Genomic DNA, 23891 nt, shown 5'->3' with positions numbered 1-23891 from the left:
GCTTTTGTCACACCTCGCGGATCCAAGCGCTATGGGCACCCTCTCGGTCAACCAGAACAAACTGCAAAAACGCCTGCGTCGTCTCGCTGGCGAAGCCATCACCGACTACAACATGATCGAGGATGGCGACAAGGTCATGGTCTGCCTGTCCGGCGGCAAGGACAGCTACACCATGCTCGACGTTCTGTTGCACCTGCAAAAGGTGGCGCCGATCTCGTTCGAGATCGTGGCGGTGAACATGGACCAGAAGCAGCCCGGCTTCCCCGAGCATGTGCTGCCGGCCTACCTCAAGACCCTGGGCGTCGAGTACCACATCGTCGAGAAAGACACCTACTCGGTGGTCAAGGAACTGATCCCCGAAGGCAAGACCACCTGCTCGCTGTGCTCGCGCCTGCGCCGTGGCACCTTGTACACCTTCGCCGACGAAATCGGCGCGACCAAGATGGCGCTGGGGCACCACCGCGACGACATGGTCGAGACGTTCTTCCTCAACATGTTCTTCAATGGCTCGCTCAAGGGCATGCCACCCAAGCTGCGTGCCGACGATGGCCGTAACGTGGTGATCCGCCCGCTGGCCTACTGCAGCGAGAAGGACATCCAGGCCTACTCGGACATGCGCGAATTCCCGATCATCCCGTGCAACCTGTGCGGCTCGCAGGAAAACCTGCAACGCCAAGTGGTCAAGGACATGCTGGTGGAGTGGGAGCGTAAGCACCCGGGCCGTACCGAGAGCATCTTCCGCGCCATGCAGAACGTCGCGCCGTCGCAGTTGGCGGACCGCAATCTGTTCGACTTCACCAGCCTGAAGATCGACGAAAGCGCCACGCCGCGTTTTCTCGACGTGCTGAACATCTGACCCCATGCGCGATTACCAGTGGCTGCATGAGTACTGCCTGAACCGCTTCGGCTCGGCCCAGGCCCTTGAGGCCTTTCTGCCGCAGCCACGCACGCCTGCGCAACTGCGTGACATCAGTGACGATCGCTACCTGTCGACCTTGGCCCTGCGCGTGTTCCGCGCCGGGCTCAAGCACAGCCTGGTAGATGCCAAGTGGCCGGCATTCGAGCAAGTGTTCTTTGGCTTCGATCCGCACAAGGTGGTGCTGATGGGCGCCGAGCACCTGGAGCGGTTGATGCATGACGAGCGCATCATCCGCCACCTGGGCAAGCTCAAGAGCGTGCCGCGCAATGCGCAGATGGTGCTTGATGTGGCAAAGGAGAAGGGCAGTTTCGGCGCGTTCATCGCCGACTGGCCGGTGACCGACATCGTCGGCTTGTGGAAGTACCTGGCCAAGCAGGGCAACCAGTTGGGCGGCTTGTCGGCACCGCGGTTCTTGCGCATGGTCGGCAAGGATACGTTTATCCCGACCGACGACATGGCCGCCGCGCTGATTGCGCAGAAGGTGATTGACAAGCAACCGACCAGCCAGCGAGACCTGGCCTTGGTGCAGCAGGCGTTCAACCAGTGGCACGAAGAGAGCGGGCGGCCGTTGTGCCAGTTGTCGGTGATGCTGGCGCATACCGTCAACCATTGAGATTAGCGTTGCCCCGCGAATGGGCTGCAAAGCAGCCCTGAACTCAAGCCCCTTCGCCCGCCAGGCGCCGCTCATGCTGGAACTTCCAGCGCACGAACAGCAGCGCGCTGACGAACAGCCCCAGGCTCACGATCACCTCAATCCAGCCAAACACCGCCCGCGCCGGGTCGAACGCCGCCAGCACCCCCTTGATGAAGTAGATGTTCACCACAAAGCAGGTCCAGGCATGCGCCCGGGCACTGCCCGTGAGCATACCCGGCAGCAGCAACAGCAGCGGCACCAGCTCGACGGCCAGAATCACCTCGACCCGTGCCCCGTGCAAGTTGGCGAACCACAGGTTGTTCGCCACCAGCAACGCCATCAGCCCAAAAAAGCAGGCCAGGCTCAACGTTCGCGTCAGGCGTAGGCGCGGTGCCAGCCAGTCCAGCGGCGGCAACACCTTGGGCTTTCTAGCCACGCGCGGCCTCCAGGGCCTTGGCCGTGGTTGCCAGGCGTTGGCCGAGGGCGCGGCACAGGGTGATTTCGTGCTGATCGAGCTCACGCTTGCCGTCGGCACCGGCATGGTGGCTGGCGCCGTACGGTGTACCGCCGCCACGCGTCTCGAGCAATGCCGACTCGCTGTAGGGCAGGCCCATCACCAGCATGCCGTGGTGCATCAGCGGCAGCATCATCGACAGCAGGGTGGTTTCCTGGCCACCGTGCAGGCTGGCGGTGGAGGTGAACACCCCAGCCGGCTTGCCGACTAGCTCACCGCCCAGCCACAGGCTGCTGGTGCCGTCGAGGAAGTACTTCAGCGGCGCGGCCATGTTGCCGAAGCGGGTCGGGCTGCCCAGCACCAGGCCGGCGCAATGGCGCAGGTCGTCGAGGGTGGCGTACAGCGCGCCGCTGGCCGGGATGTCCGGGGCCACGGCTTCGCATTCGGTAGAAATCGCCGGCACCGTGCGCAGGCGTGCCTCCATACCGGCCATTTCGATACCGCGGGCGATGTGCCGGGCCATCTCGCTGGTGGAACCATGGCGGCTGTAATACAACACCAGGATGAAGGGCTGGCTCACGGCAGGATCTCCAGCACCTTCTCCGGCGGGCGGCCGATCACGGCGCGGTCGCCGGCCACCAGGATCGGCCGCTCGATCAGCTTAGGGTGCTGAGCCATGGCGTCGATCAGTTGCGCGTCGGTCAGGGCCGGGTTGGCCAGGTTCAGGTCCTTGTATTCGTCTTCGCCAGTGCGCAGCAGCTGGCGCGGGGCGATCCCCAGCTTGCCGAGCAGGGCCGCCAGGGTGGCGGTGTCCGGCGGTGTCTCGAGGTAGCGCACGATGGTTGGCGTCAGGCCACGGGCTTCGAGCAGTTCCAGCGCGCCGCGGGATTTAGAGCAGCGCGGGTTATGATAGAGCGTCAGGTCAGTCATGTCGGGTCGCATCCAGCTGGGTGTGGCGGCTATTCTAACCGCAGCGACTGAACCATTTGCTTGAAACTTCGAGAAGGATTGACCCATGGCAAGGCGTTTGGCAGCAGTACTGGCCATCACCGCGAGCCTATTGCTCGGTGGTTGCGGTGCCGACTACGGCGTGGACCAACACGGCAACACGGTAAAGGCCGAGCAGATCGAGGGGCACTGGCTGGTGCTCAACTACTGGGCCGAATGGTGCGGCCCGTGCCGTACCGAAATCCCTGAACTGAACGCGGCGGCCAAGCAATGGGCAGCGGACGGTATCAAGGTGGTTGGGGTGAACTTCGATGGCTTGCAGGGCCAAGACCTGAAGCAGGCTGCCGACACCTTGGGCATCGGCTTTACCGTGCTGGCGCAGGACCCGGCCGAGCGTTATGAACTGCCACGCAGCGAGGCGCTGCCGGTGACCTACATCATCGACGACAAGGGCAAGGTGCGTGAGCAACTGATGGGTGAGCAGACCCTGGAAGGGCTGCAGGCCAAGATCAAGGCGCTGAAGGGCGCTTGATGTAAATGGGGCTGCACAGCAGCCCCATTACCTTCAGCCTTCCTCAGGCCAGAACCGCAATGGCTTGCCCTCGGCCGGCCAGAAGCGCATCTGCTCCACAGGCGACACATCCCAGCGCTGTACGGTCTCCAGCGCCTGCAGGAAGCGTTTTTCCTGCTCCATCAGCGCCGGTGCGCACAGTTTGCGGGTTTTGCCGACCTTGCCGAAGCTCAGCTGCTCGCCGTCCAGCGTATAAGGTGCAAACCAGTGGTTGCAGCCACCATTGCCATACGCGCGACCATCACTGGCCAGGGTCAGGGTGAGGTGGCTGTAGTCAATCAGCGGGCGCTCGCCGATCCACTCCAGCACATAGCTGCGCTCCTGCTGCAGCTTCGACGGTTGCGCGGCGCAGCCGAGCAGGCCGGTGGCAATCAGCACGCCGGTCAGCAGATTTTTCACGCAGCGCTCTCCTGGCAACGCGGGCACAGGTGCTTTTCGCCACGGCTGGCCCAGCCCAGCTCAGCGATACGTGCGCTGGCAGCCGGTTGGCGGGCTTTCTTGCCCAGCTTGGCGTCCACCGCGAACTCGAAATCCAGCAGTGCGTCGCACTGGTCGCACGCGACCTGCCAGTTGAGGATTTCCAGTTCGTTGAACACCGGGCCGCTGGCCACGGCGACCCACTGGCCGCGCGGGTTGATCAGGTGTCGCACGCTTTCCACGGACAGGCGCATGGACAAGTCCTTGCTGCCCTTGAGGGTGACCAGCAAAGTGTCGCCCTTGTGCATCGAACCGCCGTTGCCGGTCACCTGATAGCGGCCGGGTACCAGGGCGCGGCACTCGATCAGGGTGTGTTGCGGGTTGAATAGGGTGTAGCGGAAATCGTGCTCGACCATGGGTCCTCCAGAAATGCCGCGTATCCTAGCATTAACCCAATACCAGATTCTGTGGATTGCCTGCCATCCAGCAGTTGATGTTGTCCAGCGTGGTGGTGGCGATGGCGTCCAGGGCTTCGCGGGTCAGGAAGGCCTGGTGGGCGGTGACGATCACGTTGGGGAAGGTCAGCAGCCGGGCCAGCACGTCGTCTTGCAGTGGCAGGTCGGAGCGGTCTTCGAAAAACAGCTGGGCCTCTTCCTCGTACACATCCAGGCCAAGGTAGCCGAGCTGGCCGCGCTTGAGCGCGTCGATCAGGGCCGGGGTGTCGACCAGGGCTCCTCGGCCGGTGTTGATCAGCATTGCCCCGGGTTGCAACTGCGCGAGGCTCTGCGCGTTGATCAGGTGCCGGGTGTGCTCGGTCAGCGGGCAATGCAGGCTGATGATGCGCGCTTCGCGCAGCAACTCGGGCAGTGCCAGGTAGCGGGCGCCGAGGGCCAGCAGCTCCGGGTTGGGGTAGGGGTCGTAGGCCAGCACCTGGCAGCCGAAGCCGGCCATGATGCGGGCGAAGGCAGCGCCGATCTGGCCGGTGCCGACCACCCCGACGGTCTTGCCGTGCAGGTCGAAGCCGGTCAGGCCGTGCAAGGTGAAGTCGCCTTCGCGGGTGCGGTTGTAGGCCCGGTGCAGCCGCCGGTTGAGGGCGAGGATCAGGGCCACGGCGTGCTCGGCCACGGCGTGTGGCGAGTAGGCCGGTACCCGCACCACGGCCAGACCCAGGCGTTGGGCGGCGTTCAGGTCGACATGGTTGTAGCCCGCCGAGCGCAGGGCGATCAGGCGCGTGCCGCCCGCAGCCAGGCGCGCCAGCACCTGGGCGTCGAGTTCATCGTTGATGAAGGCGCAGACCACCTCGTAGCTATCGGCGAGGGGCGCGGTGTCCAGGGTCAGGCGGGCAGGCTGGAAGTGCAGGTCCAATAAAGTGCCGGCGGCGGCCTGGGTAAAACTCTCCTGGTCGTAGTGCTGGCTGCTGAACAACAGGGCGCGCATGGTCGGGCTTCCTTTACGAGGGGCTGGGTATTTTAGCCGCCTGGCCTGTCAGGCATTCAGGTGAGCCTGACAGGCCAGCCGGTTGATCGCGCTGTCCAGCTCATCCAGTGCCTGCTGTGCAAGCGGATGCTCCTGTTTGAGCAAGGTCTCGCTGCGCTGGCATGCCGCCCGTAGTTGCGGCACGCCGCAATAACGCGAAGCGCCGTTGAGGCGGTGTACCTGCTCGATCAGCGTGGTGTGATCGTGCGCTTCACGCGCAGCGCGTATCGCCTCGCGATCGGATTCCAGCGATGCCAGCAGCATGGCCAGCATGTCGGCCGCCAAGTCGGGCTTGCCGGCTGCCAGGCGCAAGCCCTCCTCGGGGTCCAGCACCTTCAGTTCGTCACTGTTGGCCAGTTGTTCTGCCAGGCGTTCCTGCTGTGGCATGCCAAGGCTCAGGCCGGTCCACTTCATCACCACCTGGGCCAGCTGCCGCTCGCTGATCGGCTTGGTCAGGTAGTCATCCATGCCAGCATGCAGCAGGGCGCGTTTCTCGTTGGCCATGGCATGCGCGGTGAGGGCGACGATCGGCAGCGGGCTGCCGTTCTGGGCGTTTTCCCACAGGCGGATCTGCTCGGTACAGGCGCGGCCATCCATGCCGGGCATCTGCACGTCCATCAGCACCAGGTCGAACGGCTCGTCCTGTACTGCCTGCACCGCCGCGTAGCCATTGTCCACCGCCAGTACCTCGGCACCGAGGTCTTCGAGCAGGGTCTGCACCAGCAGCAAGTTGGCCGCATTGTCATCAACGCAGAGGATCTTCGGTTGACGCTGGCCGCTGTGGACGTTTGGCTCGCCGAGCGGGCGACGTGGCTGCACCAGCTCCAGCAACAGCCGACGCAGCTTGCGCGTACAGGTCGGTTTGGACAGCAACTGGCCATGCCCATTGGGCAGGTAGGGGTGATACAGCGCCTGCTCGGTGGTCGGGCACAACACCACGCATTGGCATTGGTAGCGCTCAAGGTGCAGGTGATATTCCCCGAGCTGCTCTGGTGTGAGGTTGCCCAGGTTGGCGCCGAGCACCGCGAAGTCGAACGGGTGGCCAGCCTGGTGGGCGGCCTGCACGGCATGCAGCAACTGATCGAAAGAAGCGAACAGGCTGACGCTCAGGCCGCAGTCCTCAAGCTGATGCTCCAGTGCCTGGCGCGCCAGCTCATGGCTGTCGACGATGGCCGCGCGCCGCCCCAGCAGCGGTTGCAGCGGCAGGTCTTCGGCATCGTCGTGGGCCTTGGGCAGGTTGAGGCTGATCCAGAACTGCGAGCCTTCACCCGGCGTGCTGTCGACGCCGATCTCGCCGCCCATCTGCTCGATCAGGCGCTTGGAAATCACCAGGCCCAGGCCGGTGCCACCGGGCTGGCGAGCCAGCGAGTTGTCGGCCTGGCTGAAGGCCTGGAACAGGGTGCGCACATCCTGCGGAGACAAGCCGATACCGGTGTCCTGCACGCTGATGCGAAGCTGTGCGCTGTCTTCGCGTTCGTCCTCGAGCATGGCGCGCACGACGATCGTGCCTTCGCGGGTGAACTTGATGGCGTTGCTCACCAGGTTGGTGAGGATCTGCTTGAGGCGCAGTGGGTCGCCGACCAGTGAAGATGGGGTGTCACGGTAGATCAGGCTGAGCAGTTCGAGCTGCTTGGCGTGGGCGGCAGGGGCGAGGATGGTGAGGGTGTCCTGGACCAGGTCGCGCAGGTTGAACGGAATGCTGTCGAGCACCAGCTTGCCGGCCTCGATCTTGGAGAAGTCGAGGATCTCGTTGATGATCCCCAGCAGGTTGTCGGCGGACTTCTCGATGGTGCTCAGGTAATCCAGCTGGCGCGGCGTCAGTTCGCTTTTCTGCAGCAGGTGGGTGAAACCGAGGATGCCGTTGAGCGGGGTGCGGATCTCGTGGCTCATGTTGGCCAGGAACTCCGACTTGATCCGGCTGGCCTCCAGGGCTTCCTTGCGGGCCATGTCCAGCTCGATGTTCTGGATCTCGATGGTTTCCAGGTTCTGGCGCACGTCCTCGGTGGCCTGGTCAATGCTGTGCTGCAACTCTTCATGGGCGCTGTGCAGGGTCTCGGCCATGCGGTTGATGCCGCGGGCCAGCTCGTCCAGCTCATGGCTGCCCATGGCCGGCAGGCGTTCGTCGAGGTGGCCGTCCTTGAGCTGATTGACCGTGTGCTTGATGCGTTTGATCGGGTCGTTGATGGTGCGGCTCATGCGCAGGGCCAGCAGGCCGCTGAGGGCCAGGCAGGCGAGGATCAGCAACAGGCTGGTGAACAGGTTGCGGTAGCCCCGCAGCAGGGTGCCGTCATGCGACAGTTCGATTTCGACCCAGCCCAGCAGGCGTTCGGCCTCGGCTGGCACCGCATCGGTGGCCAGGTCGCGGTGGTGGCCGAAGACCGGCATCAGGTAGCGGGTGGCATCATTGCCGGTGCGTTGCAGCAACTGGGTGCCGGTGCCGCCGCTTGGCGGCTGGTTGAGCATGCTCGGGCCGGCATGGGCCAGGCGCGTGCGGTCCGGGGCAAGGAAGGCAACGGCGCGCACATCGGCTTGCTCCAGGGTCTGTGCGGCAATCCGCTCCAGTTGCGCGGGCGCCAGGCGGGCCATGGCGGGCGCAGCCAGTGGCGCCAGTTGCTCGGCGATCATCTTGCCGCGTTGCAGCAGCTGGGTGCGCAAATCGCTTTGCTGCAACCAGGTGAAATAACTGCCCAGTACCAGCGCCATCAGGCCGGCAGGCAGCAGGGCCAACAACAGGACCCGGCTTCTGATTCCCAAACGATCGAGCACACTTGCCTCCTGTCATGTGCCTGGACGCCGTCAACCGCGTGACGGACCAAGCCGGGAAGTTACTCCGCCTGTTCCGGTATTGCACTCATTTGTCTGTCTTTTCGTGGCCTTGGCAAGGCATTGGTCGCAGGGCGGTTGCTTACAGCCGAGCGGATGCTCAATAATTGCGCAATTGAGAATGCATGGCAGTTGCTAATGAATCCCGTAGCTATTCACGCCTCCAACATCCTCGCGATCGAGGATGACCCGGTACTGGGCGCCTATCTGCACGAAGAGCTGCAGCGGGGCGGTTTCCAGGTGACCTGGTGCCGCAATGGTCTCGAAGGCCTTGAAACGGCAGGCCGTCAGGCCTTCGATGTGGTGCTCATGGACATCCTGCTGCCCGGGCTCAACGGCCTGGATGCACTGGCCCAGTTGCGCCTGCGCAGCGCCACGCCGGTAATTCTGATGTCGGCGCTGGGCGCCGAGGCCGATCGTATCAGCGGTTTTCAGCGGGGCGCCGACGACTACCTGCCCAAGCCCTTCAGCATGGCCGAACTGCAGGTGCGCATCGAGGCGATCCTGCGGCGTGTGGCCCTGGAGCGGCGTCATCAGCCGCAGCAGGAAGCCGTTTCAGGCGGTTTGCAGTTTGACGAAGTGCTCAGCGATGTACGGCTCGAAGGGCGCCTGGCCGGCCTCACCCCGAGCGAATACCGGCTGCTCGAGATCCTCAACCGCAACCTGGATGAGGTGCTGAGCAAACCCTTCCTTTATCAGCAGGTTCTGCAGCGTGGTTACTCGCGGCATGATCGCAGCCTGGACATGCACGTCAGCCAGATCCGCCGCAAGCTCAAGGGCATCGGCTACCAGGAGCGGCAGATCCGCACCGTCTGGGGCAAGGGCTACGTGCTCAGCGCCAGCGAAATGGAGTAAGCCATGCTCGACCGCCATTCACTGTTCTGGAAGCTGGCCATTCTGTTGGTGGGCTTCTGCCTGCTGATGATCGGCCTGAGCTACACCTGGGGCCGGCACATGGAAACCCAGAACGCCTTCCTTTCCGAGCCGGCGCGGCAGTTGCTGCGCGGCTACGCGGCCGAGGCCGAACGGGCCTGGCGCAGCGGCGGGCGAGCAGGGCTGGACCAGTGGGTGGGCGAGATGCACCAGCGCGAGCGCGGCTGGGTCGGCGTGCTCGACAGCAACCTGCGGCCGCTCGACAGCGCCACCCTGCGCCCCGATATCATGCAAAGGCTGACGCGCCTGCGCAGCGTCGACTGGCCCATGAGCCGGCGCAGTGTCGACCAACCTTGGCTGCGCATTCCATTCCCGGGGGCGCCGGAGCAGGGCATGCTGGTGATCGAGCTGCCTGAGCGCCTCAACCCCGGCCAGTACCGTGTGCTGTGGCGGGTGGTGACCAACGGCATCATCCCTGGTCTGTTCACCCTGCTGCTGTGCGTGGGCCTGTACCGCATGCTGATCGTGCCACTCAACCAGTTGCGTGAGCAGGCCAATGCCTGGCGCGCCGACCAACTGTCGGCGCGCCTCGACCCGCGCACCATTGCCCGGCATGACGAGCTTGGCGAACTGGCCCGGGCGTTCGACCAGATGGCCGACCGGCTGCAGGGCACGGTGGCCCTGCAGCAGCAGATGTTGCGCGACCTGTCCCACGAAATGCGCACGCCGCTTAGCCGGCTGCGTGTGGCCTGTGATGGCGAAACCGACCTGCAGGGCCTGCGCGAGCGGCTGGCGCGTGAGGTGGACTGCATGCAGCAATTGGTCGAGGGCACCTTGCAACTGGCCTGGCAAGACGCCGAGCGCGCGCCGATGAACCTGGAGCCGATCCAGGTCCAGGCGCTGTGGGAGCTGCTCGCCGAAGATGCCAGTTACGAAAGCGGCTGGTCACCCGCGCGGCTGCGCTGTGAACTGCCCGCCAGTTGCTGGGTGCAGGGCAATCTCAATTACCTGGCCCAGGCGCTGGAAAACCTGCTGCGCAATGCCATCCGTCACTCGCCGGCCGACGGCCTGGTACGCCTCGGCGGGCAGCGCGAGGGCAACCACTGGTGGCTGTGGCTGGAGGATGAAGGCCGGGGCGTGGCCGAGGAGGACCTGGAACGGATCTTCGCGCCGTTTTCCCGGCTGGATGGTTCGCGCCCCGGCGACGGCGGGTTCGGCTTGGGCTTGAGCATTGCCCGCAGCGCCATCCAGCGCCAGGGCGGGACCTTGTGGGCGGAGAATGGCAAGCGGGGCCTGCGCTTGTGGATGCGCCTGCCCGTGCATGAACCCGCAGCCCGCGAACAGGGCGACAAGCGGCCGCAGCGCCCCGCTTATAGCGTGTAGCTATATGCATCGCAGATTGCGTGATATGGCCGGGAAAGGTTTGCCGGTATGATAGGCGCCCCTGCCGTCCGGATTGTGAAATACGCCATGACCTTGCAGTACCCAACCATCGCCGATTGCGTCGGCAATACGCCCCTGGTTCGCCTGCAGCGCATTGCCGGAGAGACCAGCAACACGCTTCTGCTCAAGCTCGAAGGCAACAATCCCGCCGGCTCGGTCAAGGACCGCCCGGCGCTGTCGATGATCACCCGCGCCGAACTGCGCGGCCAGATCAAACCTGGCGACACGCTGATCGAGGCCACCTCGGGCAACACCGGCATCGCCCTGGCGATGGCGGCAGCGATCAAGGGTTACAAGATGATCCTGATCATGCCGGACAACTCCACCGCCGAACGCAAGGCCGCCATGACGGCCTACGGCGCCGAGTTGATCCTGGTGACCAAGGAGGAGGGCATGGAAGGTGCCCGTGACCTCGCCGAGAAGCTGCAGGCCGAAGGCCGCGGCCTGGTGCTCGACCAGTTCGCCAATGGCGACAACCCGATCGCCCACTACAACAGCACCGGCCCGGAGATCTGGCAGCAGACCCAGGGCAACATCACCCATTTCGTCAGTTCCATGGGTACCACCGGCACCATCATGGGCTGCTCGCAGTACCTCAAGGAGCAGAACCCGGCGGTGCAGATCATCGGCCTGCAGCCGATGGAAGGCTCGGCTATCCCGGGCATCCGTCGGTGGCCGGAGCAATACCTGCCGAAAATCTTCGACGCCAGCCGCGTGGACCGCGTGGTCGACATGTCGCAGCAGGAAGCCGAAGACATCACCCGCCGCCTTGCCCGTGAAGAGGGCATTTTCTGCGGCGTGTCTTCCGGCGGTGCGGTCGCGGCGATGCTGCGCCTGTCCCACGAGGTGGAAAACGCGGTAATGGTCGCAATCATCTGCGACCGTGGTGACCGATACCTGTCCACTGGCCTGTTTGACCCGAGCTAAATGTCCAAGAAGAAAAGCAACAGCGGCCTGCGCTTCCAGCCAGCCGGTGGCAACCGTAGCCCTCAGGTTCCCGTGGGCAAGAAACAGCGCCTGGATATCGAGCGCCTGGCCGGTGACGGCCGTGGCATCGCCTTCCATGAAGGGCGTACCTGGTTCGTCAGCGGCGCGTTGGCCGGTGAGGCCGTCGAGGCCCGCGTGCTCAATGCCCGCGGCAAGGTGGTGGAGGCGCGCCTGGAACGCGTGCTGCAGGCCAGCCCCGAACGGCGCGAGGCGCCGTGCCGGCACTATGCCCGCTGTGGTGGCTGCAACCTGCAGCATTTGCCCCACGAAGGGCAACTGGCGCTCAAGCAGCGCACGCTGGCCGAGCAACTGCAGCGGGTTGCCGGCATACAACCCGACGCATGGGCCGCCCCGCTGAGCGGGCCGGAATTCGGCTACCGACGCCGGGCGCGGGTAGCCGTGCGCTGGGACATCAAGGCGCGTCAGCTGGAAGTCGGCTTCCGTGCCGAAGCCAGTCAGGAGATCATTTCCATCGACGAATGCGCGGTGCTGGTACAGCCCTTGCAGTCGATTCTGCGTCACTTGCCGACCGCCTTGCGTGCGTTGAGCAAACCGCAGGTAATCGGCCATGTCGAGCTGTTCAGCGGCACTGCCGAAGCCGTGCTGGTACGCCATGTCGCGCCGCTGGCGGAAGATGACCTGGCACGCCTGCAGGCATTTTGCAGCGAGGCCGGGGCGCAGCTCTGGCTGCAGGGTGAAGGTGAGCCGGCGCCCGTGGATACGGCCGCGAAACTGGGCTTTGCCCTTGAGCCCTGGCAGTTGGAACTGGCCTGGCGCCCCGGCGACTTCGTGCAGGTCAACGCGCAGGTCAACACGGCGATGATCGAGCAGGCCCTGGCCTGGCTCGCACCCACGGCCGACGAGCGTGTGCTGGACCTGTTCTGCGGCCTGGGCAACTTTGCCCTGCCGCTGGCCCGCCAGGCCCGTGAAGTGGTGGCGGTGGAAGGTGTACAGGCCATGGTCGATCGGGCTGCGGCCAATGCCCGAAACAACAATGTGCATAACGCACGGTTTTTTCAGGCCGATTTATCGCAGCCTTTGGCAGGTGCCGAATGGGCCGCCGAAGGCTTTTCTGCGGTACTCTTGGATCCACCGCGCGACGGTGCTTTCGAGGTGGTGCGAGATATCGCCCGCCTCAAGGCCAAGCGGCTGGTCTACGTATCGTGCAACCCGGCCACGCTGGCGCGAGACGCCCAGGTGCTGGTCGGTCAGGGGTACCGGTTAAAAAGGGCCGGGATTCTCGACATGTTTCCTCAGACGGCGCATGTCGAGGCCATGGCGTTATTCGAGGCGGGCTAGCAGACTGGCCCGTTGGTGGGGTTGCCAGGGAATGGCGGCCACACAGTGGAAGCCTGCGTACCCGCGTGGTGCGCTGTATGGAAAGGTAAAACAAAGATGGTACAGGTGAGAGTGCACCAGCCGGTCAACACCGACGGCAGTATCAATCTCGAAGCATGGCTGGATCATGTGGTAAGCGTCGATTCGGCCCTGAATCGCGCGGAACTCAAAGAAGCCTGCGAGTTCGCTCACGAAGTCGAGAGAAAGGGTAACCCTGCCAAGCATTCCTGGGCCGACGGTACGTCCAGCTTCCAGGCGGGCCTGGAGATCGCCGAAATTCTCGCCGACCTCAAGCTCGACCAGGATTCGCTGGTAGCGGCCGTCATCTACCGCTCGGTGCGCGAAGGCAAAGTGACCTTGGCCGAAGTCAGTCAGCGCTTTGGGCCGGTGGTGTCCAAATTGATCGACGGCGTGCTGCGCATGGCGGCCATCAGTGCCAGTCTCAGCCCGCGCCAATCGTTGGTGCTGGGCTCCCAGGCGCAGGTCGAGAACCTACGCAAGATGCTCGTGGCCATGGTCGACGATGTGCGCGTGGCGTTGATCAAGCTGGCCGAGCGCACCTGTGCAATCCGCGCTGTCAAGGCTGCCGACGACGATAAACGTCTGCGTGTCGCGCGCGAAGTGTTCGACATCTATGCGCCACTGGCTCACCGCCTGGGTATCGGTCACATCAAGTGGGAGCTGGAAGACCTGTCTTTCCGTTACCTCGAACCCGACCAGTACAAACAGATCGCCAAGCTCCTGCACGAGCGCCGGCTGGACCGCGAGCGCTTCATCAGCGACGTGATGAACCAGTTGCAGAACGAACTGCTGGCCACCGGCGTGAATGCCGATATCAGTGGCCGGGCAAAACACATCTATTCGATCTGGCGCAAGATGCAACGCAAAGGCCTGGAATTCAGCCAGATCTACGATGTGCGCGCAGTGCGCGTGCTGGTGCCGGAGATCCGCGACTGCTACACCGCATTGGGCATCGTTCATACGCTGTGGCGGCACATCCCCAAGGAGTTCGACGACTACATCGCCAACCCCAAGGAGAACGGCTACCGCTCGTTGCACACGGCGGTGATCGGCCCCGAGGGCAAGGTGCTGGAGGTGCAGATCCGTACCCATGGCATGCACGAGGAAGCCGAACTGGGCGTGTGCGCGCACTGGCGCTACAAGGGTACCGACGTCAAGCCCAGCTCCAATCATTACGAAGAGAAGATTTCCTGGCTGCGCCAGGTGCTCGAGTGGCATGAAGAGCTGGGTGACATCGGCGGCCTAGCCGAACAGCTGCGGGTCGACATTGAGCCTGACCGGGTCTATGTGTTCACCCCCGACGGCCATGCCATCGACCTGCCCAAGGGCGCTACACCGCTGGACTTCGCCTACCGCGTGCACACCGAAATCGGTCACAACTGCCGCGGCGCCAAGATCAACGGGCGTATCGTGCCGCTCAACTACAGCCTGCAGACGGGCGAGCAGGTCGAGATCATCACCAGCAAACACGGCAACCCCAGCCGTGACTGGTTGAACTCCAACCTGGGTTACGTCACCACCTCGCGGGCACGGGCGAAGATTGTCCATTGGTTCAAGCTGCAGGCACGCGACCAGAACGTGGCGGCCGGCAAGACCTTGCTCGAACGTGAACTCAGCCGCCTGGGCCTGCCCCAGGTGGACTTCGAGCGCCTGGCCGAGAAGACCAACGTCAAGACCGCCGAAGACATGTTCGCCTCGCTGGGTGCGGGTGATCTGCGCCTGGCGCACCTGGTCAACGCCGCCCAGCAATTGCTCGAGCCCGAGCGCATCGAGCAGATCGAGCTGGTGCAACGCAAGCCCACCGGGCCGCGTACCGGCAAGCGCGGCGATATCCAGATCCAGGGTGTCGGCAACCTGCTGACGCAGATGGCCGGCTGCTGCCAGCCGCTGCCAGGCGATGCCATCGTCGGCTATATCACCCAGGGCCGGGGTGTGAGCATCCACCGCCAGGACTGCGCTTCGGTGCTGCAACTGGCAGGCAAGGAGCCAGAGCGGATGATCCAGGTCAGTTGGGGGCCGATCCCGGTGCAGACCTACCCGGTCGACATCGTCATCCGTGCCTACGACCGCCCAGGCTTGCTGCGTGACGTGTCGCAGGTACTGCTCAACGAGAAGATCAACGTGCTGGCGGTCAACACCCGCTCGAACAAGGAAGACAACACGGCGTTGATGTCGCTGACCATCGAGATTCCAGGCCTGGATGCGCTTGGGCGCTTGCTGGGGCGGATCTCGCAGTTGCCGAACATCATCGAGACGCGGCGTAATCGTACGCCTTGAGACTGGGGTGGCAGCTTCGCGGGTTCACCCGCGAGCAGCCACCACCGGAGGACCTTGCTTAATGACCTACACCCTCGAAGACCTGCTGCACCTCATGGCCCGCCTGCGTGACCCGCAACATGGCTGCCCGTGGGATTTGCAGCAGGACTACGCCAGCATCGTCCCGCACACCCTCGAAGAAGCCTACGAGGTCGCCGACACCATCGAGCGCGGCGATTTCGAGCACTTGCAGGGCGAGCTCGGCGACCTGTTGTTCCAGGTGGTCTACTACAGCCAACTGGCCCGGGAAGAGGGGCGTTTCGCCTTTGACGGGGTGGTCGACAGCATCACCCGCAAGCTGATCCGCCGCCACCCGCACGTATTCCCCACCGGCGAGCTGTACGCACCGGTGGGCACGCCCAGCCTGAGCGAGGCCGAGGTCAAGTTGCGCTGGGAACAGATCAAGGCCGAAGAGCGCGCCGAAAAGAGCGAGCCTGAACAGCTGTCGCTGCTCGATGATGTGCCTGCGGCATTGCCGGCGCTGTCGCGGGCAGCCAAACTGCAGAAGCGTGCGGCCACGGTCGGTTTCGACTGGCCTGACGCATTGCCGGTGCTGGACAAGGTCCGCGAGGAGCTGGATGAAGTCCTGCAGGCCATGGCCGACGGTGATGCCGATGCGCTACAAGACGAGGTCGGCGATCTGCTGTTCGCCACCGTCAACCTGGCCCGCCACCTCAAGCAAGACCCGGAGCATGCCCTGCGCCGCGCCAACCGCAAGTTCGAGCGACGTTTCCGCTTTATCGAACAGGCAGTGCGCGACAGCGGTCGGCCCATCGAAGATTGTAGCCTTGACGCGCTGGATGCCCTTTGGGGTGAAGCCAAACGTCAGGAAAAGAACCTGCCCAGCTGCGGCTGAGCTGTTGCATAAGTGAGTGAATTCATGAGCCTTTCCCTTCGCGACCAATTGCTCAAAGCCGGTCTGGTCAACCAGAAACAGGTCTCGCAGACCAACAAAGCCGAAAAGAAACAAAAGCGCCTGGAGCACAAAGGCCAGGTCGAGGTGGATGACACCCAGCAGCGCCTCGCCAAGGAAGCCATGGCTGACAAGGCCAAGCGTGACCAGGAGCTTAACCGCCAGCAGCAGGAAAAGGCCGAGCAAAAGGCCCGTGCCGCGCAGGTCAAGCAGTTGATCGAAGCGACTCGCCTGCCCAAGCTCAACAGCGAGGACTACTACAACTTCGTCGACGACAAGAAGGTCAAGCGCATTGCCGTCAATGCCCTGATGCGCAGCAAGCTGAGCAATGGCTCGCTGGCGGTGGTCTCTTTCGCTGGCGGCTACGAGGTGATTCCGCGTGAGGCGGCGGTGAAGATCCAGGAGCGCGACCCGCATCGCGTGCTGCTGCTCAACACCCACGTCGAAGAGGCCAACGAGGATGACCCTTATGCGGCTTACAAGATCCCTGACGACCTGATGTGGTAAGCATGAAAAACCCCGCCTAGGCGGGGTTTTCTTTTGAAGGCGGTGTCATTGCGTGGCGCGCAGGTTTTCCAGGTCTTCGAGCTCTACCCGATACTGGTGGGCTTCATGTTCGTTGTGAAACATTCCGACCAGTTGGCCCTGCTGGTGCACATCCCAGATCCGCACGCCAGCGGCCAGGCCTTCGTGGGACATTTTCGATTCGTCGCGTTCGGTTACTTGGACTGTCATCGGTAAACTCCACTTTTCAGTTGGCTGCGGCACTGTGTCGCAGGTCTTCTTTATAGAGTTTGTTAGCAGCCTAAGTAAATAAAACGGGCATGAAACAAGTTTCATGTAAGGGCGGCCAGGCAAAAAGAAGCCCCGCACAAGGCGGGGCTGCAGGTGCTTCAGGCTGCGGTTGATCAGTTACCCTTCACCGCCTTGCCATCGACCGTGCCATCCTGCAGCACGATCACATACTCCTTGCCATCGGTTTCGACCTGGCGCAGTTGCACCAGCAGGTAGTCCCAGTTCTTGGCGAACCACAGCTCGGTGATGCGCTTGCTTTGGCTCGGGTCGCGCACGCGCTCGACCTTGACCGCATCGACCTGGCCGGTCTTGGTGGTGACCTTCTCGGTGCCCAGTACGCGGAAGTCGTAGGTGTCGATCTCGTCACCGTCGACCACCTGGTAGGTCATGCTCTTCTTGCCGGCGGCCACGTCATGCTGCAGCGCCAGCTGGTAGGACGACTTGTCGAGCACGCCGCGGTTGAGCGGCAGGCTGACGGCATCGCCGCGGTCGCTACCGGTGACTTTCTTGCTGTTCCAGTCGAAGTTCAGGTCGACCTTCTTCGCCTTGCCCAGGCCGCCACGTTCGAAGTGATACTTCTGCGGCAGCAGGGTGTCGTTTTCCAGGCGCAGGGTGCTTTGCTCGGTCAGGCTGGCGATCATCATGGAAGCCCGGAAATTGAGGTCCCAGGTACCATTGGCATTCTTGACCAGGCTGCGTTCGGCGGTGCCGCTCATGGGCAGCTGCTTCCAGTCGGCGGTGTAACTGGCCGAGAAAGGCTTCAGATCAGCTGCCTGGAGGGGCAGGGCGAGCACGGCGAGAGCCAAAAGCAGGGCGCGACGCATATATTCTCCTAGGGTCGAATCAAGTGACCGCTGGCCGCCAGAGGCTGGCCATCCAGTAACGCACCGTGTTCACCCAGACGCAAGCGTCCTTCGGCGAACCAGTGCACCGCCAGCGGGTAGATCTGGTGTTCCTGGTGGTGAACCCGCTGGGCCAGGCTTTCAGCGGTGTCGTCCGACGTCACCGGTACCACAGCCTGTACGACCAGTGGGCCGCCATCGAGTTCCTCGGTGACGAAGTGTACGCTGCAGCCATGCTCGGCGTCGCCTGCCTCCAGAGCCCGGCGATGGGTATGCAAGCCCTTGTACTTGGGCAGCAGCGACGGGTGGATATTGAGCAGGCGGCCCTGATAGTGGCGCACGAAACCGCCACTGAGGATGCGCATGAAACCGGCCAGCACCACCAGGTCGGGCGCAAAGCCGTCGATGCGTGCCATCAGCGCCGCATCGAAGGCTTCGCGGCCGTCGAAGTCGGTGTGGTCCAGCACGGCGGTATCGATGCCAGCGGCTGCAGCGCGCTGCAGGCCGTAGGCATCGGCGCGGTTGGAAACCACCGCACGGATGCGCACCGGGCTGTCTTCACTGCGGCAGCTGTCGATCAGGGCTTGCAGGTTGCTGCCGGAACCCGACAGCAGTACCACTACATTGCAGGTCTTGCTCGGCATCAGTGTGCCTTGAGGTTCTGCAGCTCGACCTGGGCGGCGCCTTCGGCGGCCTGCTCGATGCGGCCGATGACCCAAGGCTGTTCGCCTTCTGCACGCAGCACGTTCAGGGCGTTTTCGACCTGGTCCTGGGCTACGCAGATGACCATGCCGACGCCGCAGTTCAGTACGCGGTGCATTTCATGCTCGTCAACGTTGCCTTGTGCCTGCAGGAAGTCGAATACCGCCGGGCGCTGCCAGCTGGCCACGTCGACCACGGCCTGGGCGTTCTTTGGCAGTACGCGCGGGATGTTGTCCAGCAGGCCGCCACCGGTGATGTGGGCCATGGCCTTGACTGCGCCGGTCTGCTTGATCAATTGCAGCAGCGGTTTGACGTAGATGCGGGTCGGCGCCATCAGCAGGTCGGTCAGTGGCTGGCCGTCGAGCTGGGTGTTTTCGATGTCCGTGCCGGACACTTCGAGGATCTTGCGGATCAGCGAGTAGCCGTTGGAGTGCGGACCGGAAGACGGCAGGGCGATCAGCGCGTCACCGGTGGCAACCTTGGAGCCGTCGATGATCTCGGCCTTTTCCACGACGCCGACGCAGAAGCCGGCCAGGTCGTAGTCTTCGCCTTCGTACATGCCTGGCATCTCGGCGGTTTCGCCACCGACCAGCGAGCAACCGGCCAGTTCACAGCCGGCACCGATGCCGGTGACTACGGTGGCGGCGACGTCGACGTTGAGCTTGCCAGTGGCGTAGTAGTCGAGGAAGAACAGCGGCTCGGCACCGCATACCACCAGGTCGTTGACGCACATGGCGACCAGGTCCTGGCCGATGCTGTCGTGCTTGTTCAGGTTCAGGGCAAGGCGCAGCTTGGTGCCGACGCCGTCGGTGCCGGAGACCAGAACCGGCTGCTTGTAGCCGGCCGGGATCTCGCAGAGGGCGCCGAAGCCGCCCAGGCCACCCATGACTTCAGGGCGTGCGGTGCGTTTTGCCACGCCCTTGATGCGTTCGACCAGTGCTTCGCCGGCGTCGATGTCTACACCGGCGTCCTTGTAGCTCAGGGAGGGTTGCTTGCTCATTGATCCAGGCCTTTAGGAGGGAGGGATTCTTAAAAACGACCATGACGGCCAAGGCCGGCTGTGTAAGCGGCGGCTGCCTGAAACGTCAGAGGTCTGCGAAGGCGCGCGATTTTATCAGGGTTGCCGTGCAGCGGCCATCCTCAGGCCGACGGGCAGGGGTCGAAAGCGTTAAAAAGGTGATGGGGGGAGGGGGCTTGCTTGGGTTTTTTGGGGAGGTGGGCGAATTGAGGCGTGAAGCGGATGGTTTGAAAGTTGTGTCGCCTATGAGATCGAGCGCAGCCATTGGCGCGCGCCCCTTTGGCGCTACCATCAATATCGCGTCGTACAAACAAGGCGGTCGCGCGCAAATGGTACAGGCCTCACTGGCCCGAAACAAATGTGGGAGCGAGCTTGCTCGCGATGCGCCGCGCGGGCGGCGCTCGATGTCAGCCCCACCGCCTGACTCAAGACAAACCCCAAAGAAAACCATCCTTTCACTGTCTGCGACTGGTTGCCGCGCGAAGCGCTGTATAAGGTATAGACAGGACGATCATGCGAAAGGCCCCGCGCGCAGGAGCATTTGTCATTCCACCGCGGTCACAGTCTGCACGTTAACGGCCCGTTTCACCTAGTTTCTGGACAGGAATCCTTCATGCATCTTCTCAAAAATCTGGCAGCGGGATGCCTTGCCCTGGTGGCTGTCGCCGCCCAGGCCGAAACCGTCTCCGGGCTCTACCAAGTGCGTGAGCCGCTTGCAGGGCAGGGCGCCGAAGCCCGTACCCAGGCAACCGGCAAGGCCCTCGATACCTTGATTCTGCGCCTGACCGGCGACCCGAAAGCGGCGCAAAACCCGGCTTTGGCGGAGTTGCGCAAGGACCCGCAGCAAATCATCAACCAGGTCGGTACCGAAGCCGGCCCGCCCGAATCGGTGCTGGTCGAGTTCGACCCCGGCAGTACCGAACGTGCCTTGCGCAAGGCCGGCCTGGCCCTGTGGGGCAGCAACCGGCCGTCGATCATCGGCTGGTGGCTTAACGACAGCGTCGAAGGTAGCAACCTGGTCGGCGACGGCCAGGCCACTGCCCAGCCACTGCGCCGTGCGGCACAGCACCGAGGCTTGCCATTGCGCTTGCCGCTGGCCGACCTGCAGGAGCAACTGGTGGCCAACGCCAAGCAAATCGAGGCCAGTGACCCAGCGCCGCTGCGCGAAGCGTCCGAGCGCTACGCGGCCGATGCACTGCTGGCGGTCCACGCCCATGAAGCGGATGGCAAATGGCAAGGCAGATGGCAGTTGTGGGTGGGTGACCAGCGCGAGCAGGGTAATGCCGAGGGCGCCGACCAGGCGGCCTTGGCCGACGCGGTGATGCTGGCGGTGAGCAGCCGCCTGGCGCCGCGCTATGTGACCCGCCCTGGTGCCAGCAGCCAGCTGCAGCTCCAGGTGCAGGGGATGAACCTGCAGCGCTACGCCGAATTGAGCCGGGTGCTCGAACCGTACGGCGCGCGACTGAAGATGGCCGAAGGCAGCACGCTGACCTACGGTGTCACCGCCAACCGCGAACAATTGCGTGCCCAACTGGGGCTGGCCAAGCTGCAGGAAGTGCCGGCCGAGCAGGTCCCCGCTGCACCCGTGGTCCCCGCGCCTGCACCTGGCGCTGCCGCAGAGCAGCCCGCAGTGCCCAAGCCGTTCGACGGCCTGCGTTTTCGCTGGTAAGGAGTACCGACCGTGACCGATATGCGCCGCTGGATCTGGCTGGGTGCGGCACTGCTGTTCGCCGTGCTGCTATATAGCTTGCACAACATTCTTGCCCCCTTTCTGATCGGTATTCTGCTGGCTTATCTGGCAGACCCTCTGGTTGACCGCCTGGAGCGCCTGGGGCTGTCACGCACCTGGGGCGTGGTGGTGGTGTTCAGTCTCTTCACCCTGCTGTTCATGGCCCTGCTGCTGGTGCTGGTGCCGATGCTGGCCAAGCAGCTGCTGCGCCTGTACGAGCTGGCGCCGCAGATGCTCGACTGGTTGCAGCATCAGGCGTTGCCTTGGGTGCAACACCGCCTTGGCCTGGCCGATGGCTTCTGGAAGTTCGACAAGATCAAGGCAGCCATTGGCGAGCACATGGGCCAGACCACCGACATCGTCGGCATCGTGCTGTCCCAGGCGACGGCTTCGAGCCTGGCCTTGATGGCCTGGCTGGCCAACCTGGTGCTGATCCCGGTGGTGGGGTTCTACCTGCTGCGTGACTGGGACCTGATGATGGCCAAGTTGCGCAGCCTGCTGCCGCGCCAGCGCGAGTCGCAAATAGTGGGGTTGGCGCAAGAGTGCCATGAAGTCCTGGGCGCGTTCGTCCGCGGCCAATTGATGGTGATGCTCGCGCTGGGCGTCATCTACTCGGCAGGGCTGATGCTGGTGGGGCTCGAACTCGGCCTGTTGATCGGCATGCTGGCGGGGTTGGCAGCCATCGTGCCGTACATGGGCTTCATCATCGGTATTGGTGCGGCGTTGGTCGCCGGCCTGTTCCAGTTCGGTGGCGACCTGTATCCGATGCTGGGCATCGTTGCGGTGTTCATGGTCGGCCAGGCGCTGGAAGGCATGGTGCTGACGCCGTTGCTGGTGGGCGACCGTATCGGCTTGCACCCGGTGGCAGTGATCTTCGCCATTCTTGCCGGTGGCGAGTTGTTCGGCTTCACCGGTGTGCTGCTGGCGCTGCCGGTGGCGGCAGTGATCATGGTGCTGCTACGTCATGTGCATGATCTGTACAAAGAGTCGGACATGTATGACGCCGATGTCGATCCGCAGTTGTAAATTACCCAGTCAGACCGAGCAGGGCAGGTCGCAAGCCTTTGATTTTGCTTGTGCTCTTCTGCTCCCTGATTGTGCCGTCCGCGTTGCGGGTATAGACTTTGCACACTGTCCACCAAAGGCCCCCTGTGGTCCCAGCGACCGCCCGCGAGCATGAAACCACCGATCCAGTTGCCCCTGGGTGTGCGCCTGCGCGATGACGCCACCTTCATCAACTACTATCCGGGCGCCAATGCTGCGGCATTGGGCTACGTCGAGCGCCTATGCGAAGCCGACGCCGGCTGGACCGAGAGCCTCATCTACCTGTGGGGCAAGCAGGGTGTCGGCCGCACCCACCTGTTGCAGGCCGCCACCCACCGCTTCCAGCAGTTGGGCGAACCCGCCGTTTACTTGCCGTTGGCGCAACTGCTCGAGCGGGGTGTCGAATTGCTCGATCACCTCGAACAGTACGAGCTGGTGTGCATTGACGACCTGCATGTAATTGCTGGCAAGGCCGACTGGGAAGAGGCCATGTTCCACCTGTTCAATCGCCTGCGTGACAGTGGCCGTCGTTTGCTGCTGGCGGCCTCCAGCTCGCCGCGCGAGCTGCCCATCAAGCTCGCCGACCTCAAGTCGCGGCTGACCCTGGCACTGATCTTCCAGATGCGTGGCATGTCCGATGAAGACAAGCTGCGTGCCTTGCAGTTGCGTGCCTCGCGCCGTGGCCTGCACCTCACCGATGAGGTCGGGCATTTCATCCTTACCCGCGGTACCCGCAGCATGAGCGCACTGTTCGATCTGCTCGAACGCCTCGACCAGGCATCGCTGCAGGCGCAGCGCAAGCTGACCATCCCTTTCCTGAAAGAAACCCTGGGCTGGTAAGCCCCTGAAAATCCTGGGCTAGAGCGGAAAAACGAAAAAGTCACATCTTTTTCGATAAAATTTGCAAATGGCCATGATAGAGGGCATAGTTTCCCCCTTCTAAAGGATTACAGACACGGTCGTGCCCATGCTAAAGCGCTTCGCACCCCTCGTGCCCCTCGCACTCGTGACCCTGCTTTTCGGCTGCGCGGCCCAAGGCCCGGTATCCCAGCCCCAGGATCACACCCCGATCGACGCCCAATCGGCGTTCAAGGCCAAAGCCTCGCCTTCGTCCGTATTCGGCGAACCGGAAGAGCTGGCCACCGAAGATGATCTGGCGGCCTTCTCCAGCAACAGCAAGCCTTATCAGCTGCCGGTTCTGGCTGACAGCATTCTCGAGCGCGGCATGGCGTTGATCGGCACCCGCTACCGCTTCGGTGGTACCTCGGAGAAGTCAGGCTTCGATTGCAGCGGCTTCATCGGTTACCTGTTCCGCGAAGAAGCCGGCATGACCTTGCCGCGTTCGACGCGTGAAATGATCAACGTCGATGCCCCGAAAGTGGCCCGTAACAAGCTCAAGCCAGGCGACCTGCTGTTCTTCAGCACCAATGGCCGCGGCCGGGTCAGCCATGCCGGCATCTACTTGGGTGACAACCAGTTCATCCACTCCAGCAGCCGCCGCAGCGGTGGTGTGCGCATCGACAGCCTCGGTGATCGCTACTGGAGCAAGACCTTCATCGAAGCCAAGCGAGCCTTGGCGATGGCGCCGACCAACATCGCGCGCAACTGATACCCAGATGATGTACCGT

Annotated in this window: 25 protein-coding genes; 14 read left to right on the top strand and 11 right to left on the bottom strand. The window is 63.6% G+C overall.

Features of this window, described 5'->3' with window-relative positions:
• The first annotated feature begins 31 nt into the window (after window positions 1–31).
• Together ttcA and PC358_RS14950 are read left to right on the top strand one after the other, a co-directional pair.
• On the top strand, window positions 32–856 hold the full coding sequence (ttcA, locus tag PC358_RS14955; protein ID WP_033700837.1) for a tRNA 2-thiocytidine(32) synthetase TtcA: 825 nt from the start codon (window positions 32–34) through the stop codon (window positions 854–856).
• 4 nt (window positions 857–860) lie between these two features.
• Window positions 861–1532, top strand: a complete 672-nt coding sequence (locus tag PC358_RS14950) for a DNA-3-methyladenine glycosylase I (RefSeq protein WP_033700836.1) — start codon at window positions 861–863, stop codon at window positions 1530–1532.
• A 43-nt stretch (window positions 1533–1575) separates the two neighbouring features.
• Here the strand turns inward: PC358_RS14950 and PC358_RS14945 are convergent, their stop codons facing one another.
• The 3 genes from PC358_RS14945 to arsC are packed head-to-tail and all read right to left on the bottom strand — an operon-like array spanning window position 1576 to window position 2937.
• Window positions 1576–1989 carry a DUF2069 domain-containing protein gene (locus tag PC358_RS14945; RefSeq protein ID WP_033700835.1) on the bottom strand — a complete coding sequence of 138 codons (414 nt, stop codon included), beginning with the start codon at window positions 1987–1989 and terminating at the stop codon, window positions 1576–1578.
• Entirely contained in the window at window positions 1982–2587 is a 606-nt protein-coding gene (wrbA, locus tag PC358_RS14940; protein WP_033700833.1) for an NAD(P)H:quinone oxidoreductase, read from the bottom strand. Before wrbA ends, PC358_RS14945 begins: the two co-directional genes overlap by 8 nt.
• Complete coding sequence (gene arsC, locus PC358_RS14935; protein ID WP_033700832.1) at window positions 2584–2937, bottom strand: arsenate reductase (glutaredoxin); 354 nt, start codon at window positions 2935–2937, stop codon at window positions 2584–2586. The genes wrbA and arsC overlap by 4 nt, the downstream gene beginning before the upstream one ends.
• Before the next feature lie 85 nt (window positions 2938–3022).
• On the opposite strand from arsC, the gene PC358_RS14930 reads away from it, so the two are divergent.
• Window positions 3023–3487: a TlpA disulfide reductase family protein gene (locus PC358_RS14930; protein ID WP_033700831.1), complete on the top strand. Its 465-nt coding sequence runs from the start codon at window positions 3023–3025 to the stop codon at window positions 3485–3487.
• A gap of 33 nt (window positions 3488–3520) precedes the next feature.
• Here PC358_RS14930 and PC358_RS14925 read toward each other — a convergent pair whose 3' ends face one another.
• From PC358_RS14925 to PC358_RS14910, 4 genes are read right to left on the bottom strand one after another with little or no spacing between them, the layout of a single operon-like run.
• Complete coding sequence (locus PC358_RS14925; protein WP_033700829.1) at window positions 3521–3925, bottom strand: META domain-containing protein; 405 nt, start codon at window positions 3923–3925, stop codon at window positions 3521–3523.
• A complete protein-coding gene (locus PC358_RS14920; RefSeq protein ID WP_033700828.1) occupies window positions 3922–4359 on the bottom strand; it encodes a hypothetical protein in 438 nt (145 codons plus the stop codon). Before PC358_RS14920 ends, PC358_RS14925 begins: the two co-directional genes overlap by 4 nt.
• A gap of 31 nt (window positions 4360–4390) precedes the next feature.
• Window positions 4391–5380: a 2-hydroxyacid dehydrogenase gene (locus PC358_RS14915; protein ID WP_033700827.1), complete on the bottom strand. Its 990-nt coding sequence runs from the start codon at window positions 5378–5380 to the stop codon at window positions 4391–4393.
• 48 nt (window positions 5381–5428) lie between these two features.
• Complete coding sequence (locus PC358_RS14910; RefSeq protein WP_033700825.1) at window positions 5429–8185, bottom strand: response regulator; 2757 nt, start codon at window positions 8183–8185, stop codon at window positions 5429–5431.
• Between the two features lie 195 nt (window positions 8186–8380).
• Here PC358_RS14910 and PC358_RS14905 point away from each other — a divergent pair, with 195 nt between their 5' ends.
• From PC358_RS14905 to PC358_RS14875, 7 genes are all read left to right on the top strand, one after another.
• Window positions 8381–9097, top strand: a complete 717-nt coding sequence (locus tag PC358_RS14905; RefSeq protein ID WP_033700824.1) for a response regulator transcription factor — start codon at window positions 8381–8383, stop codon at window positions 9095–9097.
• Between the two features lie 3 nt (window positions 9098–9100).
• A complete protein-coding gene (locus PC358_RS14900; protein WP_033700823.1) occupies window positions 9101–10498 on the top strand; it encodes a sensor histidine kinase in 1398 nt (465 codons plus the stop codon).
• 87 nt (window positions 10499–10585) lie between these two features.
• Window positions 10586–11485, top strand: a complete 900-nt coding sequence (gene cysM / locus PC358_RS14895) for a cysteine synthase CysM (protein WP_047581666.1) — start codon at window positions 10586–10588, stop codon at window positions 11483–11485.
• Window positions 11486–12844, top strand: coding sequence for a 23S rRNA (uracil(1939)-C(5))-methyltransferase RlmD (gene rlmD, locus PC358_RS14890; protein ID WP_033700820.1), 1359 nt, complete (start codon window positions 11486–11488; stop codon window positions 12842–12844).
• Between the two features lie 96 nt (window positions 12845–12940).
• Window positions 12941–15181, top strand: coding sequence for a GTP diphosphokinase (relA, locus tag PC358_RS14885; RefSeq protein ID WP_033700819.1), 2241 nt, complete (start codon window positions 12941–12943; stop codon window positions 15179–15181).
• Window positions 15182–15242: 61 nt separating this feature from the next.
• Entirely contained in the window at window positions 15243–16076 is an 834-nt protein-coding gene (gene mazG, locus PC358_RS14880) for a nucleoside triphosphate pyrophosphohydrolase (protein WP_033700818.1), read from the top strand.
• A gap of 24 nt (window positions 16077–16100) precedes the next feature.
• On the top strand, window positions 16101–16640 hold the full coding sequence (locus tag PC358_RS14875) for a DUF2058 domain-containing protein (RefSeq protein WP_033700817.1): 540 nt from the start codon (window positions 16101–16103) through the stop codon (window positions 16638–16640).
• Between the two features lie 45 nt (window positions 16641–16685).
• On the opposite strand, the gene PC358_RS14870 is transcribed toward PC358_RS14875, so the two are convergent.
• The 4 genes from PC358_RS14870 to purM all read right to left on the bottom strand — a co-directional run bounded on the left by PC358_RS14870 (window position 16686) and on the right by purM (window position 19472).
• Window positions 16686–16868 carry a hypothetical protein gene (locus PC358_RS14870; RefSeq protein WP_033700816.1) on the bottom strand — a complete coding sequence of 61 codons (183 nt, stop codon included), beginning with the start codon at window positions 16866–16868 and terminating at the stop codon, window positions 16686–16688.
• Window positions 16869–17041: 173 nt separating this feature from the next.
• Entirely contained in the window at window positions 17042–17752 is a 711-nt protein-coding gene (locus tag PC358_RS14865) for a DUF3108 domain-containing protein (RefSeq protein ID WP_033700814.1), read from the bottom strand.
• A gap of 8 nt (window positions 17753–17760) precedes the next feature.
• Window positions 17761–18414: a phosphoribosylglycinamide formyltransferase gene (purN, locus tag PC358_RS14860; protein ID WP_033700812.1), complete on the bottom strand. Its 654-nt coding sequence runs from the start codon at window positions 18412–18414 to the stop codon at window positions 17761–17763.
• On the bottom strand, window positions 18414–19472 hold the full coding sequence (purM, locus tag PC358_RS14855) for a phosphoribosylformylglycinamidine cyclo-ligase (RefSeq protein WP_033700811.1): 1059 nt from the start codon (window positions 19470–19472) through the stop codon (window positions 18414–18416). The genes purN and purM overlap by 1 nt, the downstream gene beginning before the upstream one ends.
• A gap of 631 nt (window positions 19473–20103) precedes the next feature.
• On the opposite strand from purM, the gene PC358_RS14850 reads away from it, so the two are divergent.
• The 4 genes from PC358_RS14850 to PC358_RS14835 all read left to right on the top strand — a co-directional run bounded on the left by PC358_RS14850 (window position 20104) and on the right by PC358_RS14835 (window position 23872).
• A complete protein-coding gene (locus PC358_RS14850; RefSeq protein ID WP_033700810.1) occupies window positions 20104–21159 on the top strand; it encodes a DUF2066 domain-containing protein in 1056 nt (351 codons plus the stop codon).
• A 12-nt stretch (window positions 21160–21171) separates the two neighbouring features.
• Window positions 21172–22245, top strand: a complete 1074-nt coding sequence (locus PC358_RS14845; protein ID WP_033700808.1) for an AI-2E family transporter — start codon at window positions 21172–21174, stop codon at window positions 22243–22245.
• Window positions 22246–22395: 150 nt separating this feature from the next.
• Window positions 22396–23103 carry a DnaA regulatory inactivator Hda gene (gene hda, locus PC358_RS14840; RefSeq protein ID WP_027595859.1) on the top strand — a complete coding sequence of 236 codons (708 nt, stop codon included), beginning with the start codon at window positions 22396–22398 and terminating at the stop codon, window positions 23101–23103.
• Between the two features lie 127 nt (window positions 23104–23230).
• Window positions 23231–23872: a C40 family peptidase gene (locus PC358_RS14835; RefSeq protein WP_033700807.1), complete on the top strand. Its 642-nt coding sequence runs from the start codon at window positions 23231–23233 to the stop codon at window positions 23870–23872.
• Window positions 23873–23891: the final 19 nt, after the last annotated feature.

The sequence above is a fragment of the Pseudomonas capeferrum genome (assembly GCF_000731675.1).
Lineage (GTDB): Bacteria > Pseudomonadota > Gammaproteobacteria > Pseudomonadales > Pseudomonadaceae > Aquipseudomonas > Aquipseudomonas capeferrum.
Note: the sequence above shows the minus strand (reverse complement) of the source record. Positions and strands in the feature narration are given on the sequence as shown.